9 protein-coding genes are annotated in these 14574 nt (G+C 56.5%); 7 read left to right on the top strand and 2 right to left on the bottom strand.

Going from position 1 to position 14574, the window contains the following annotated elements; translation table 11 throughout:
- Positions 1–159 precede the first annotated feature (159 nt).
- Together AC3ZVB_RS25440 and AC3ZVB_RS25435 are read left to right on the top strand one after the other, a co-directional pair.
- Positions 160–576 carry a cupin domain-containing protein gene (locus AC3ZVB_RS25440; protein WP_490148062.1) on the top strand — a complete coding sequence of 139 codons (417 nt, stop codon included), beginning with the start codon at positions 160–162 and terminating at the stop codon, positions 574–576.
- A 230-nt stretch (positions 577–806) separates the two neighbouring features.
- Positions 807–1517, top strand: a complete 711-nt coding sequence (locus AC3ZVB_RS25435) for an ATPase (RefSeq protein WP_490148061.1) — start codon at positions 807–809, stop codon at positions 1515–1517.
- A gap of 192 nt (positions 1518–1709) precedes the next feature.
- Here the strand turns inward: AC3ZVB_RS25435 and AC3ZVB_RS25430 are convergent, their stop codons facing one another.
- Together AC3ZVB_RS25430 and AC3ZVB_RS25425 are read right to left on the bottom strand one after the other, a co-directional pair.
- Positions 1710–6611: an NAD-glutamate dehydrogenase gene (locus tag AC3ZVB_RS25430; RefSeq protein ID WP_490148060.1), complete on the bottom strand. Its 4902-nt coding sequence runs from the start codon at positions 6609–6611 to the stop codon at positions 1710–1712.
- A gap of 461 nt (positions 6612–7072) precedes the next feature.
- Complete coding sequence (locus AC3ZVB_RS25425; RefSeq protein WP_490148059.1) at positions 7073–8215, bottom strand: RHS repeat-associated core domain-containing protein; 1143 nt, start codon at positions 8213–8215, stop codon at positions 7073–7075.
- 168 nt (positions 8216–8383) lie between these two features.
- On the opposite strand from AC3ZVB_RS25425, the gene AC3ZVB_RS25420 reads away from it, so the two are divergent.
- From AC3ZVB_RS25420 to AC3ZVB_RS25400, 5 genes are all read left to right on the top strand, one after another.
- Entirely contained in the window at positions 8384–8740 is a 357-nt protein-coding gene (locus AC3ZVB_RS25420; RefSeq protein WP_490148058.1) for a hypothetical protein, read from the top strand.
- A gap of 112 nt (positions 8741–8852) precedes the next feature.
- The gene (locus AC3ZVB_RS25415) at positions 8853–9563 is read left to right on the top strand and encodes a FadR/GntR family transcriptional regulator (protein WP_490148057.1); all 711 of its coding nucleotides are present in this window, start codon (positions 8853–8855) and stop codon (positions 9561–9563) included.
- A 107-nt stretch (positions 9564–9670) separates the two neighbouring features.
- Positions 9671–10864, top strand: coding sequence for an L-2-hydroxyglutarate oxidase (gene lhgO, locus AC3ZVB_RS25410; RefSeq protein WP_490148056.1), 1194 nt, complete (start codon positions 9671–9673; stop codon positions 10862–10864).
- Positions 10865–10925: 61 nt separating this feature from the next.
- Positions 10926–12254 (top strand): MFS transporter, encoded by a 1329-nt coding sequence (locus AC3ZVB_RS25405; RefSeq protein WP_162436743.1) that lies wholly within the window; start codon positions 10926–10928, stop codon positions 12252–12254.
- A 596-nt stretch (positions 12255–12850) separates the two neighbouring features.
- A complete protein-coding gene (locus AC3ZVB_RS25400; RefSeq protein ID WP_490148055.1) occupies positions 12851–14566 on the top strand; it encodes an ATP-binding cassette domain-containing protein in 1716 nt (571 codons plus the stop codon).
- The last annotated feature ends 8 nt before the right edge of the window (positions 14567–14574 follow it).

Genomic DNA, 14574 nt, shown 5'->3' with positions numbered 1-14574 from the left:
TACGTGGAATATGTTCCCCCGTAGGAGCTGCGGCACGCTGCGATCTTTTGATCTTCTTGATGGATTGGTCACCTGACCTTCCAGAAAATTGGCCGTTTGTTTGCCATCGCTTGCGGACTAATGTGGTTTACGACAACTACTCTGCGCAGGTGATAAACAATGAAAGCTTTGCGTTTCTGTACCGCTTCCCTCGCTGCCCTGGCCCTGACTGTTTCTGCTGCGGCTTTCGCCCACGAAGGCGACCCTTCGGAAAAAGTCACCGTGTTGCAGGACCAACTGCTGAAAAACGTTCCCGGCAAGAAAGCAATGATGATCGAGGTCGACTACGAGCCCGGCCAATCGTCCATTGCCCACAAACACCAAGGCACCGCGATGGCGTATGTCCTTTCCGGAGAAATAACCTCACAAGTGAAGGGCGAAAAAGCGATCACCTACAAGGCCGGTGAATACTGGTATGAGCCGGCGGGCTCGGAGCATCTGGTCTCGAAAAATGCCAGTGCCACCCAGCCTGCGAAGTTGCTGGTGTTCATGGTGTTGTCGCCGGATGAGAAAGTGCTGATCCCCTTGAAAAACTGATAGCTGAGCACCGATGTATAAATAAAAATGCCCGAATGACAACTTCGGGCCTTTTTATTTCTCAACGCTATTAATCAGTGCGGGTTAAGCCAAACAAAACTATTCATTTCTCGATATAAGCCGCGAGTGCCTGTTTCATTAGGGAACGACAGGTTTAGTCTAAAACCTGATGCCGGCCACTACCGGCGCTCTTAACTTGCCGACTCAGGTTGTTTCACTGGAGTAACACCATGAAACGTGCACTTGCCAGTACCTTTGCAATAACCATTGCTTTAACCGGCTGCTCAATTCCCACTGCGCCCACAGCGGTGTCGTCGCTCGATGGCATTTTCACTCAACCGGTTGGCCGCAGCAGCGCGACACAGGTTGCCAGCGGTGCGAAGGTGTCTCTGGGTATCGTCTATAGCCGAAACACCCAGACTAATCGCGCCTACCTGCAGGATTACCAGGCCAACGCCGGCACCGGTTTCGGCCAGAGCCTGCTGGTGCAGCCCATCCACGACGCCTACGTGGCCACCTCCAAGCCGGATCTGGCAGTGGACTGGGTCAAGGCTTCGTTGCAGCGTCAGTTCGGCTCAGTGACGGTGTACCCGGACATGGAAAGCCTCAAAGCCGCGAAACCTGATGTGGTCGCCATTGTGGACAGCCGCAGCCAGTTAATCACTTCGCGCAGTTCGGACATCAGTGCCGATGTGAGTGCAGATTTCTATGACGCCAACTTCAATTACATTGGCACCGCAAAAGGTCATGACGCCAAAGAGCTAAGTCCAGTGTGGGCAGATTTTAAACGCAGCGAAGAGATCGTCGCTGACATTAACGAACAACAGAATGTGCAAGTTCGCGCACTGCAAAACTTTGACCAGTCGCTCAGTAATTTATTGACCAGGCCGACAAGTAATGTATCGATGGTTGATAATCAAACGGATCAGAAGTTGTATTGAGGCGGATGGCCTCTTCGCGGGCAAGCCTTGCTCCTACAGGGGTTAGTGTTGTTCGCAAATAACGTGATCACCCGTCAATTTTGTAGGAGCAAGGCTTGCCCGCGAAGAGGCCTGCCCAGACACAATAAACCCCTGAGGCAAAAAAAAAGCCCCCGCATCTCTCGACACGGGGGCTTTTTCATTCAGCGCCTATCAGGCCGCTGGTTCCAGCTCGGCCGGGACAGTGGCAATGGCAGGCACTACCGCTTGCCCGCTCAATGCCAGGTCCAGCAACTCACGGTTGGCTACCGCGTACATGGCGTAATCAGTGCCGCTGGCGGCACGGATTTCCACCAGCATGGCACGCCAGCGTTCGATCATGCCGTCGTGCTGCTCCATCCATAGCGCCAGACGGGTTTCCACGTCCTGGGTGCCGTCGCCCTGTTGCAGGACCGAGATGGTGATCGCACGTTGCTGCCAGTCGACGTCATCGCGGAACGCTTCACGGGCCAGGGCTTGCCAGTTGTTTTCAACCGGCAGGGCACTGATCTGTTGCAGGTACCAGGTGATGTCCAGCGCGCTGCCCACAGCGAAGTAAGCCTTCGCCACGTCGGCTGCGTTCTGGCCGGTCACATCGGCGGCCTCGATGATTGGCAGCAAGGTGTACAGGTGAGTGGTGCCTGCAACCATGCGCGCCAGCAACTCAGGTACGCCAGCGGCAACGTAAGCCTGGTAGCGGGTTTGCCAGCCTTCGCGAGTCGGGCCTTCCAGCAGTTCGTCGAGCTTGAGGCCCAGCGCTGCGAGATGTGGACCGAAATGCGCGACGTCACGGGCAGCATTCTGCTCGTTGCGACGGCTGCGCAGGAACCAGCGCGTTGCACGGCGACCCAGGCGCATCAACTCGTCCATCAGCTCCAGTTGAACGTCGGCCGACACCTGGTAATCCAGGGCTTCGATCTGACGGAACCAGTGCGGAAGGTGGAAGATGTCACGCACGATCACGTAAGCGCCAGCTACGTTCGCCGGGCTCATGCCGGTCGACTCTTTGAGACGCTGAACGAACGTGATGCCCATGTGGTTGACCAGGTCGTTGGCGATCTGGGTGCTGACGATCTCGCGCTTCAGACGGTGACGGCGCATGGCTTCGGAGAACTTGCTCACCAGACTTGGCGGGAAAGCGGTTTCCATGTCGCGCGTCAGGTAGTCGTCGTCCGGCACCAGGGAGTTGAGCAGCTGTTCCTTGAGGTCGATCTTGCTGTAGGAGATCAGTACCGACAACTCGGCACGGGTCAGGCCGTGACCTTCCGCGACGCGTTCGTTGATAGCCTCTTCAGCCGGCAGGAACTCAATGGCGCGATCGAGCTTGCCGCGGCTTTCCAGATCGTTCATCAGACGCTTGTATTCGGCAATACGCGGCAAGGCGCGACGAGCCGCCAGGGACAGCGCCTGGGTCTGCTTGTAGTTGTTGCCGAGCACCAGATTGCCCACTTCGTCGGTCATGCTCGCCAGCAACTGGTTACGTTGCTTGTCGGTCATGTCACCGGCCTGAACCACTTCGTTCAGCAGGATCTTGATGTTCACTTCGTGGTCGGAGCAGTCCACACCACCGGCGTTGTCGATGAAGTCGGTGTTGGAGCCGCCGCCATTGAGGCCGAATTCGACACGACCCAGCTGGGTCATACCGAGGTTACCGCCCTCGCCCACGACTTTGCAGCGCAGTTCGTTGCCGTTGACGCGCAGTGCATCGTTGGCCTTGTCGCCGACATCAGCGTGGCTTTCGGTGCTGGCCTTGACGTACGTACCGATGCCGCCGTTCCACAACAGGTCCACCGGTGCCTTGAGCAAGGCATTCAGCAGTTCGGTCGGGGTCAGCTTGTCAGCCTGGATGTCGAAGCGTTCTTTCATCTGCGGGGAAATCGCGATGCTTTTCGCGCTGCGCGAGAAGATACCGCCGCCTTCGGACATGATGCTGGTGTCGTAATCCGACCACGCCGAACGCGGCAGGTCGAACAGGCGCTGACGTTCGGCGAAGCTGTTCGCCGGCTGCGGATTCGGGTCGATGAAGATGTGCAGGTGGTTGAATGCAGCGACCAGTTGCAGAGTTTCCGACATCAACAAGCCGTTACCGAACACGTCACCGGCCATGTCACCGACGCCGACCACCGTGATGCTGTCTTTCTGAACATTGATGCCACGTTCACGGAAGTGACGTTGTACGCCAACCCACGCGCCCTTGGCGGTGATGCCCATTTTCTTGTGGTCGTAACCGGCGGAACCACCGGACGCGAACGCGTCGCCCAGCCAGAAACCGTAGTCGATGGCAATGCCGTTGGCGATGTCGGAGAAGGTCGCAGTGCCTTTGTCCGCGGCCACTACCAGGTACGGGTCATCGTCGTCGTGGCGAACCACATTCAACGGTGGAACCAGTGCGCCGTCCTTCAGGTTGTCGGTAATGTCCAACAGGCCCGAAATAAAGATGCGGTAGCAGGCGATGCCTTCGGCCGCGATCTCGTCCCGGCTGCCGCCCAGTGGCAGTCGACGCGGCAGGAAGCCGCCCTTCGCGCCGACCGGCACGATGACCGAGTTCTTCACTTGCTGGGCTTTTACCAGGCCCAGGACTTCGGTACGGAAGTCTTCTTCACGGTCGGACCAGCGCAGGCCGCCACGCGCAACGTTGCCGAAGCGCAGGTGCACGCCTTCGACGCGTGGCGAGTAGACGAAGATTTCGAACTTCGGAACCGGCTTCGGCAGCTCTGGAATCTGGTGCGGATTGAACTTGAAGCTGAAGTAGGACTTGTTCTGACCGTTGGCATCGGTCTGGTAGAAGTTGGTCCGCAGCGTGGCCTTGATCAGGTCCAGGTAGCGACGCAGGATGCGGTCTTCGTTCAACACCTGGACGTCGTCCAGTGCGGTGACGATCGCTTGCTCCAGACGTTGTTGCTTGTCTTCCAGATCATCGCTGGTGAGCTTGCGCGCCAGGTAGAAACGGGTCTTGAACAACCGGGTCAGCTCGCGAGCGATGTCGGTGTGGTTGTTCAGGGTGCTGGCAATGTAGCCCAGGTCGAAGCCAAGACGAATCTGCTTCATGTAGCGCGCGTAGGCACGCAGCAACGCCACATCGCGCCATGGCAGGCCGGCAGTCAGCACCAGCCGGTTGAACGCATCGTTCTCGGCATCGCCACGCACGATGTGGACGAAGGCGTCCTGCAAGGTGTCGTTGAGCTGCTGGATGTCGAGTTCCAGGCCTTCAGCGGCGGTGAACGCGAAATCGTGAATCCAGAACTCGCGACCATTGTTGTGACGCAGGCGATACGGGAACTCACCCAGCACGCGCAGGCCGAGGTTTTCCAGGATCGGCAACACATCGGACAAGGCCAGCGGGGTATCGGCGTGGTACAGCTTGCAGTGCAGTTCGCGCTTGCCGGACACCTGACCCAATGGCTGATAGAAGCTCATCACCAGTGGATTTTTTTCGTTCAGGCTCAGCAGGTGCTGCATGTCGACCACAGCCGAATGCGCGGCGAACCGCTCGCGGTAGCCGGCCGGGAAGCCTTTCGGGAAGTCAGCCAGCACGTTGGTGCCGTGGGCTTCACCGAAGCTTTCGACAACCAGGCTCGCGTAGTCGTCCTGCCAGCTGCGGCAGGCCTGCACCACTTCTTTTTCCAGCAGTACGGGGTCGATATCCAGGCGATTCTTCGGATCGACACGCAGGATCAACTGCACGCGAGCCAGCACGGATTCGGAGAAGAAAGTCCAGAACTCGCAGTCCGAGGCTTTCAGGCGATCCATCAGCACTTGCTGGATCTTCTGGCGCACTTCGGTGGAGTAGATGTCGCGCGGCACGTAGGCCAGGCAGTAGCAGAAACGACCGTACGGGTCTTTGCGCAGGAACACGCGAATCTTGTTGCGTTCCTGGATCTGCACAATCGACATCACGGTGGTGAACAGTTCGTCGACCGGGGTCTGGAACAGGTCGTCACGCGGCAGCACTTCGACCACCTGTGCCAGTTCCTTGCCCAGGTGAGCCTTGGCCTGGAAGCCGGAACGGCGTTCGATTTCCTCGACCTTGCGGCGGATGTACGGGATGACACGCACGCTCTCGCCATACACCGATGAGGTGTACAGGCCCATGAAACGGCATTCCTTGATGACTTTGCCGTCGGCATCGATTTCGCGAATCGACACGTAGTCGGGGTAAGCCGGGCGGTGTACACGGCTTGGGTGAGCGGCCTTGGCGAACGACAGCAAGGTCGGTTCGCGCAGGTAGTTCACGGCGTAATCTTCGATGCGCAGGTCATCGTAGGTCAGGCCGGTGCGCAGCAATTTGGTCAGACCGAGGAACGAATCCTGGTCGTAGACGATGTGGCCGCCGTCGGCTTCATCGCGCACCACGAATTCTTCATAGCCGAGGAAAGTGAAGTGGTTGCCCACCAGCCATTCCAGAAAGCTTTTGATTTCGGCTTTTTCTTCTGGGTCGACCTTGAACTGGCTATTGTCCAGACCGGTCAGGATTTCCAGGACCTTGTCTTTCATCGGTTCGAAATCGGCCACCGCGACGCGGACTTCACCGAGAACCTGTTCCAGTTCCTTGCTCAGGACATTCAGCTCGGCCGCGTTGGCACAACGGTCGATTTCCAGGTACATCAGGGATTCTTGCAGGATCCCTTCGCCCTGAGTGCCTTTTGGCAGGATTTCCAGCAACTCGCCCTTGCTGCCGCGACGCACGCTCAGCACGGTGGTTTGCAGGGTATGAATGCTATAGCCGCGACGGTTCAGCTCGGTACGCACCGAGTCGACCAGGAACGGCAGGTCGTGGTGCAGCACTTCGACCGCCGTGTGGGTCGACTGCCAGCCGTGGCGTTCGTAATCAGGGTTGTAGACGCGCACCTGCGGTTGCGCGTGATCGAAGCGCTCAAGCAGGCGCCACGCAGAAAGGGTACAGCCAGCAAGGTCGGACAACCGACGCTGCGTCAGCTCGTCAAGGGAAATGATGCCGAAGAATTGTTCAGCGAACAGCGCCACTTGTGGCAGTGCCTGTTCACTGATGTGCTGCGCCAGTGCCGCTTGCAGTTGGTGCTGGAAGTCGGCTTTGCTGGCTGCGGTGAAGAACGCCATCTGTGGTACTCCGCTTGGGCTTGTTATTGATGGAAGCGTCGCGTGTAACACCCCTTTCGGGGCGATCCGTCACCCTGTTCCTGATTCTCGGGCAGAGGAAACAGGGAGACAGGTGGGTGAAGCTGGACGAGACACTCAGGTCACATTCACCTTCCATGAATGGGCATCTGCAAAAACGCCTGGGCGATCGATTGCGCAAGGTTTTTACGGGTATCCATTCGATGCGCAGCTTACCCAGTGCGGCAAGGCCCGTGCTTGCGGTGCTGCGACATATTCGGTCATCGGTATGCAGGTTGGTGGCGGAGCATCGGATAACACTAGCAGTCAAAGGAAAAAAACGCAGCTTTGAGCGAATCCTTGAAATATCTTCGACCCGGTTAAATGAACCTGCGCGATTCCTCTCAGGCAGCGATTCAATGGCGTAAAGGGCAACAGAACTTCTCTGCCGAAGCCTCTAAGAATTAGTTCATTCTGATCACCCGACTGGTCGTTTCCACCCGAATATCGTTTTCAAGTGAGGGTTGGTAGGTGACCGGGCGATAAGGAGCGTATTCGCCCCATCTAGAACGCCGAAGCAAATCATCCGACTTTACAACGCCAACGTAGTGAAACCCTTTAGTCGTGCTGCCAATCTTTAATGTTCGGCCATTACCTTGCTGCCAGGATGCGAACACCTCGATGGCCCCGTCATATGCTTTCACTGGCAGGCCGACGAGGTTTGCAAAAGCATCACCAAACGATGCACCCGCTACGTCTGCTACACCAAGCGGCTTACTGGCAGAGTGACAAAACAACAAGCGAACGCTGTCGTATTCTTCAAAATTAACACCGGCACGCTGGAGGTTAGAGTGTAATGCACTGGGATCTAACTTTTTTATCCGATCCCAACTCACAACACCAGGACCACCATGAGAATAAATATTTAGCCTGTCTCCTCCTTTATATCGATCCGAATAGGTAAATAAGTTCTCCGATCTTTTGACTACATTTTTTACAGGCTTAATGATGTAGCCATTTCTTGTGAAAAAGGTGTTCGCTCGTCTGGCGGAAAAAGAGCGAAGATTTGGCACAAATCTATGTCCCGTCGGATCACTCCTATTAATAGGGTCTCCCTGGCAGTACGCGTAGGCATTCAGCCCTCCCTCTCGAAAAGGACTCCGATTATCTGGACGGTTAAATCGCATCAATACTGGATTGAACTTCCGATATCCGTTGCCCAACAAATAGTGCCCCGTTTCCGGTTCCGGCCGCTGGCCATTGAAGCCCAACAAGCTGCTCAGCCCGCTCTCAAAAACCGGATGACCGTAGGGAGAGTACGCAATGGCTCGTGTGCTCTGCGCTCGTAGCGTATTAAGCACAGAACGCTGCTGGTCCGTGGCAATCAAGTCGCTGTCGAGCCCGCCGCGATAACGCCGTTGCTGCGCGAGCAATTGATCGCCATTTTGGACGATCGAAATATGCTCATCGCCATTAACCTCGGTGACCAGATGATTCGCACAGTAGAAGCGCTGGCATTCGGCATTGTCCAATTGACGATGGCTCGATAAACGATCAAGCGCATCGTATCGATAGCGGGTAAGCGGGAATTGCTGCCGGCGCGACATGGGCACTCCGAAAAACCATTATCCAGAACGTACGTCACTGTCGAGCGTTTTGCCAAACTCGGCAACTAACAGAACTGTTAGGTTCCACACGTTTCAGCAAAAAAATCCTGATGCTGGCAAAATCGCGCTTTTCCTGCCAACACCGCGCCCAGCGCCAGGACCTCTCACATGCAAATGACCACCTCCCTCTTGATCGTCAACCCATGCGATGACGAAGAAGACAACATGGCCATGCTCGCCTGCCACAGCGATCAGGGCGATATGTTCCTGATGACCCGCTACCCGGACGAGGACGAACTGGAGATCACCCTCGACGACGAACCGTCCACCCTCGACGGCGTAAAAGTCACTCTCAGCCCTACCCGCCTGCTGATCGAGATTGCCGCGGCGGATGCGGATGCGTTGAATGGCGATGATTCGCTGGAAATTACTCACAGCACGGATGCCGGCGATCTGGCGGAAGTGGAAGAAACCTTGCAGAACATTCTCAAGGGGACGGGGACTTATATCAGCGAGCTGGTCTGACAGCTCCAAGAATGATCGTCCGCTGAGCCGATTCCCGGAAGCCTGCAGTTTCTTGACAACAAATAAGCCCACTGGCATTGTCTGACAACCTGATCTGCGAGTCACACTTCTCATGCTTCAGCTACAGCGCCCCGACTCCCTGGTTGAACGAGTGGTCAATGCCATCCGCGAAGAAATCGAATCCGGCCGGCTGACTGCCGAATCGCGCCTGCCCACCGAACAACAATTGACCGAACAGTTGAATGTCAGCCGCTCGGTGGTGCGTGAGGCCGTGGCTCAGCTCAAGGCTGATGGCATCCTGGTCAGCCGCCGGGGTCTGGGCTCTTTCATTTCCCAGAATCCCAGCGGCACGGTGTTTCGGTTTCCCAGCCAGAAAGGCCGCAAGCCAGACCTGGTGCAGTTGTTCGAAATGCGCCTGTGGACCGAAACCCAGGCCGCGTCCATCGCCGCGCAGCGCCGTGACGAAGCGGACCTGCTGCGCATGCGCACCGCCTTGCAGGAAATGCATGACAAGCGCAGCGACTTCGCCGCAGCGGCCCTGGCCGACGTCGAGTTCCACCGAGCGATTGCCGACGCCAGCAAGAATGACTATTTCGTCGCGTTCCACGATTTCCTGCGCGGCCAACTGGCCGAAGCCCGACGTACCGCCTGGGAAAACTCCGCAGCGCACTCAGTGGGCGGCTCCGCCGATGCTGGACGCGAGCACCAGGCGCTGTACGACGCCATTGCGGCAGGAGACCGTCACCAAGCGGCCGCCTGTGCTGAAGCGCACCTGCGCGCAGCTGCCAAACGCCTGAAGATTGACCTTCCCAGCATCGACTGATTTTCGGCTGCACCGAGGACGCTGCGATTGAGCGTCTTTTTTACCAATTACTTTGTCTGACAACCTGATAAGCAGACTCTCTGCCAGCAATTCAAGGTGACACCTGCATGATCTATGACTATTGCATCATCGGCGGCGGCATCGTCGGCCTCGCCACCGCCATGGCGCTGCTCAAACGCCAGCCCGGCGCCTCCTTAGTGATCCTGGAAAAGGAACCGATGCTGGCGCAACACCAGACCGGGCATAACAGCGGCGTGATCCACGCCGGCATCTACTACGCCCCTGGCAGCCTCAAGGCCGACCTGTGCAAGCGCGGCGCGGAAGCGACCAAGGCGTTCTGCACCGAGCACCAGATCAAATTCGACGTCTGCGGCAAGTTGCTGGTGGCCTCGACACCGCTGGAAGTCAGCCGCATGCATGCCCTGTATGAGCGCTCGAAACAGAACGGTTTGAAAGTCGAGCAACTGGATGCCACCGAACTGCGCCGCCGCGAACCGAACATCGTCGGTCTCGGCGGCTTGTTTCTCGATGCCACCGGGATTGTCGACTATCGCCAGGTGTGCCAGGCCATGGCCCGGGTAATCGAGGCCGCGGGCGGCGAAATCCACCTGCAGACCAGCGTCACTGCGATCCGCGAGAGCGCCGACAGCGTCACCGTCAGCAGCCTCGACCAGGTCTGGCAGGCCCGGCAACTGGTGGCGTGCGCCGGTTTGCAGTCCGACCGGCTGGCGAAAATGGCTGGGGTCAAGATCGACCATCAGATCATTCCGTTTCGTGGCGAGTACTACCGCCTGCCAGCGTCCAGAAACGAGATCGTCAACCACCTGATCTACCCGATTCCCGACCCGGAGCTGCCGTTCCTCGGGGTGCACCTGACACGGATGATCGATGGCAGCGTCACGGTCGGCCCCAATGCCGTACTCGGCCTGGGTCGGGAGAACTACCGCAAGTTTTCGATCAACTGGCGCGACGTCGCCGAGTACGCGGGCTTTCCGGGCTTCTGGAAAACCATCTGGAACAACCTCGGCTCCGGCACCACGGAAATGAAGAACTCGTTGTTCAAACGCGGCTACCTGGAGCAGTGCCGCAAGTACTGCCCATCGCTGGAGGTCGATGATCTGCTGCCCTACGAAGCCGGGATCCGTGCCCAGGCGGTGATGCGCGACGGCACCCTGGTGCACGACTTTTTGTTCGCCGAGACGCCACGCATGGTGCACGTGTGCAATGCCCCCTCACCGGCCGCGACCTCGGCCATTCCAATCGGCCAGATGATCGCCGAGAAAATTCTTACCAGTCGCTGAACCCCGCTGCACGGGTGCCATCACCCTTAAAAATAACTACAAAGACCAAAGGAAATCATCGATGTCTGTACATCAAGCGGCCCCGACCGCCCCGGAAACTCCGCTCCAAAAGCAGAAACGCCTGCGCAAGGTGGCTGCCGCAACAATCTTCGGCTCAATGCTGGAGTGGTATGACTTCTATCTGTACGCCACCATGGCGGCGATTGTCTTCTCGAAGATCTTCTTTGATCCGAGCAATCCGGCGGTCGCATCACTGCTGGCCTTCTCGACCTTTGCCATCGGTTTCATCGCCCGCCCGTTTGGCGGCATCCTGTTCGGCTACCTGGGCGACCGTTTCGGCCGCAAGCAAGTGCTGGTCATCACCTTCTGCATGATGGGCGTGTGCACCACCCTGATCGGACTGATCCCCAGCTATGCCTCGATTGGCATCTGGGCACCGATCATCCTGGTGCTGGTGCGGATCATCCAGGGTCTGGGCGCGGGTGCCGAACTCTCCGGCGCAGCCGTCACGTCCTACGAGCATGCCAGCGAAGGCAAGCGCGGCAGCCAGGGCGCCTGGCCTGCCTTGGGCCTGAACCTGGGCTTGCTGCTGTCGTCGCTGACCGTCTACGTGCTGACCATGAATGGCAACGAGTTTCTGTTGTCCGGCGGATGGCGCATTCCGTTCATCTGCAGCATCGTGCTGGTGGGTGTTGGCCTGTGGGTTCGTCGCAGCATTCCGGAAACCCCGCAATTCAAGGAACTCGACACGACCGCCGCCAAAGAACAGGTATCGCCGCTTAAACTGCTGTTCAGGAATGACATGAAGGGGCTGGTGGTGGTGCTGTTCGTGGCGATTGGCTACAACGCCCTGAGCTATATCTTCAAAACCTTTTCCCTGGCCTACCTGACCCAATTCAAAGGTGTCGAAGCCCACGTCACCGCGTTGTCGGTCACCATCGCCAGCCTGGTGGCAATCGTTGCCGTGCCGTGCTTCGGCTGGCTCTGCGACAAGTGGAGCAGCAAGAAGGTACTGATGCTCGGCGGTGTGTGCTCAGCGCTGTTCGCCTATCCGTTCCTGACCCTGCTCAACACCGGCGAGCCGCTGATGATCTATCTGGCCATCGCCATCGGCACCGGGATTCTCGCCCCCATGATGTTTGCCCCCCAAGGCTCGTTCCTTAGCCGCCAGTTTCCGACCCAGACCCGCTCTTCGGGGTTTGGTACCGGTCGTGAAGTGGGTACGGCGATCGCCGGTGGTCTGGCGCCTCTGGGCGGTCTGGCGCTGGTGGCGAATTCGGCGACCCATTCCACCGATGGTGTGGCGGTGATTCTGCTGATTTCGGGGGTGCTGGTAGTGGTTTTTGCGTTGTTTGACCAAGGGCGCAAGCACTCCAGCTTCAAGAACTAACGTTTGTGATGGCAGCGGGCGCCTACCTATTTCTGTGGTAGCGACCGCTGATGGTTTGCGACCATTTACGGCGGGTTAATTTGAAGTGGCTGCGCGCCCCAGCGCCAAGTAACCCGTCGTGAAAACAGAATCACTTGAGGCCGCAATGGCAGAAATGGACGACGATTTTTGGTCTTTACTCTGTCTCGCCTATCAATATCTCTGCGAGAGCCGATAGATAACGCTCGAAATCGAGCAAAGCACCTATACCCTCGCGAACATCTTAAACACTGCAAGACATTGTATTTAACCAACAAATATCCAGAAACAAGCGAAAACGCAAAATCCCCCCGTTTCCTCCTACCTGATGACAAGAGTTCACCTACATCAGTATCGGAAGGTCTGATCTAGCCCACCAACAACCATCCTGCTATTAATTAGTCACTTGCGAAAAAACTTCGCAAGTGAGGCGCCTGCTAATTGCCAAAACATAGCCTCCCAAACATTTATTCCTGGCCTTGAGCGCTTTAACATTATCAGAAATGGGCTGCTCGTTGCACCCCAACATATCCTGCGGGGTAATTAACTTGACGCACGTAAAATAATGGACAGCCGCCATGCACCCCATGCTCACTCTAATTAAATCCGCCTGCCAAAAAAATACTGCATTACTTGTTTCGACCATTACCACACTAATAATACTAAAACTGATAGTTCTCGCCCCTCCCCTGCTACTAGGAAAAATAGTTGATGCTCTCTACAGCGGCATCGGTGCAACCCACTACACGTTACTAGCTTTCACCGCAGGCCTTGTTCTCGCTGGCTTCATCCACGCCATCGTTAGTCCTTTGCAAACGTTTTTTCTTTCAAGGCTGGTCCAAAACATTGTACTGAACGCCTCTATCAAGTGGTTGGCAGAATTGATGCGCAAAGAGTTTGTGCAATTTAGTTCGTGGCGAATTGGGCTCTTCATAAAATCAGTGGAGCGAGGAATAACGGCTCACGAACAATTACTCACCTTCTTCGTCACCACAGGCGTTCCAATTTTCATCGAGTTCCTGATCGTTGGCAGTGCATTCTTATATATGGGAGGCGCAGAAGTATTCCTCGCCATGGCCGGACTCGGTGTCGTTTATCTAGTATTCACCCACAAAATTATCAGATGGCGAAGAAAACATATTGATGCGGTTAATGAGCAAGAAGATGAACTCAGCGCTCTTTTGTTCAACACCCTTGGCGCTGGCAAAGCTATAAAACTTGAAAATGCAGAATCTATGGCAATGCAACCATTGAACCGGGCCTTTGAGCGCTATTCGCAGGCAGCGGTGACGGCTACGACCTCGAGTGGACTTTTGAGCGCAGCCAGAATTCTGTTCATCAGCCTCTCAACGGGCGGGTTGCTGGCATGGGGTGTCGTTGATCAACTGTCGGGGCAGCCAAGCATTAGCGTCGGGCAACTGGTTGCCATTTTTTCGATTGCAGGCAGTTTTTTACTCAATATTGCTGCATTGACGGAAGGTTACAGGGTTCTGGATCAATTCCTTGCAGACCAGCGTCGACTTCATGAATTGTTGACGCTACCCGATTTTGATCATCGTGAACGACTGATGAATGTCACGTTCAAGGAGGCTTCATCACTGCAGCTGCATCCGTGCGCGGTGACTGAAGGTGCTGAGGTTCGGTTGTCCATCAGGAAAACACTGTCATTCAAACAAACTCAGTCTGTAGCAATTACCGGCCCCAGTGGTGCGGGAAAATCCACCTTGCTGGAAGCTCTCGCCGGGCTGGATAGTTCGATTAGAAATCAGCTAACCATTGACGGAGTACCGATTTCCACTCTGAACCCGAAAACCCATCTGAATGCATTGAGATACTGCCCTCAACAGCCCCGGTTTTTGGAGGGCTCCTTTAGGGAGTCAGTTTTATTCGGAACGGAAGCATCACCTAATCTGATGCAAGCGATATCACGACTGTGCATTGAGGAAATCGCGTCCCATCGCAACATTAGCGAAAACGCCTCCAACATTTCCGGCGGCGAAGCCAAACGCCTGTCATTGCTGCGCTTGATCAACAAGCCAGGGCAATTCAATCTGTTCGACGAGCCAAGCGCTTCGATTGAACCGCAACTGGCCAACGTCGTATGGGACCTCCTATTCGATACGTTTGATCGGCGCGGTCTGATTTGTGTAACCCATGATGTCTCAAGCCTTGACCGTTTTGATCGAGTCATCGTGATGCAGAATGGAGTGATCGTTGGGGACGGGCCCTGGTGTGAACTCGTCCAGCGATCAGCGATCAAGCACCTGCTCAGCGACCTTCAAACGGAGAAGTAACGCGGGCG

It is taken from the genome of Pseudomonas sp. MDV22-iso1 (genome assembly GCF_058145095.1).
This window is presented reverse-complemented; position numbering and strand designations above follow the sequence as displayed.

Excerpts from the sequence above, each read along its gene's own strand:
- AC3ZVB_RS25440 (WP_490148062.1), top strand. The coding sequence starts at position 160 with ATGAAAGCTTTGCGTTTCTGTACCGCTTCCCTCGCTGCCCTGGCCCTG.
- AC3ZVB_RS25435 (WP_490148061.1), top strand. The coding sequence starts at position 807 with ATGAAACGTGCACTTGCCAGTACCTTTGCAATAACCATTGCTTTAACC.
- AC3ZVB_RS25430 (WP_490148060.1), bottom strand. The coding sequence starts at position 6,611 with ATGGCGTTCTTCACCGCAGCCAGCAAAGCCGACTTCCAGCACCAACTG.
- AC3ZVB_RS25425 (WP_490148059.1), bottom strand. The coding sequence starts at position 8,215 with ATGTCGCGCCGGCAGCAATTCCCGCTTACCCGCTATCGATACGATGCG.
- AC3ZVB_RS25420 (WP_490148058.1), top strand. The coding sequence starts at position 8,384 with ATGCAAATGACCACCTCCCTCTTGATCGTCAACCCATGCGATGACGAA.
- AC3ZVB_RS25415 (WP_490148057.1), top strand. The coding sequence starts at position 8,853 with ATGCTTCAGCTACAGCGCCCCGACTCCCTGGTTGAACGAGTGGTCAAT.
- lhgO (WP_490148056.1), top strand. The coding sequence starts at position 9,671 with ATGATCTATGACTATTGCATCATCGGCGGCGGCATCGTCGGCCTCGCC.
- AC3ZVB_RS25405 (WP_162436743.1), top strand. The coding sequence starts at position 10,926 with ATGTCTGTACATCAAGCGGCCCCGACCGCCCCGGAAACTCCGCTCCAA.
- AC3ZVB_RS25400 (WP_490148055.1), top strand. The coding sequence starts at position 12,851 with ATGCACCCCATGCTCACTCTAATTAAATCCGCCTGCCAAAAAAATACT.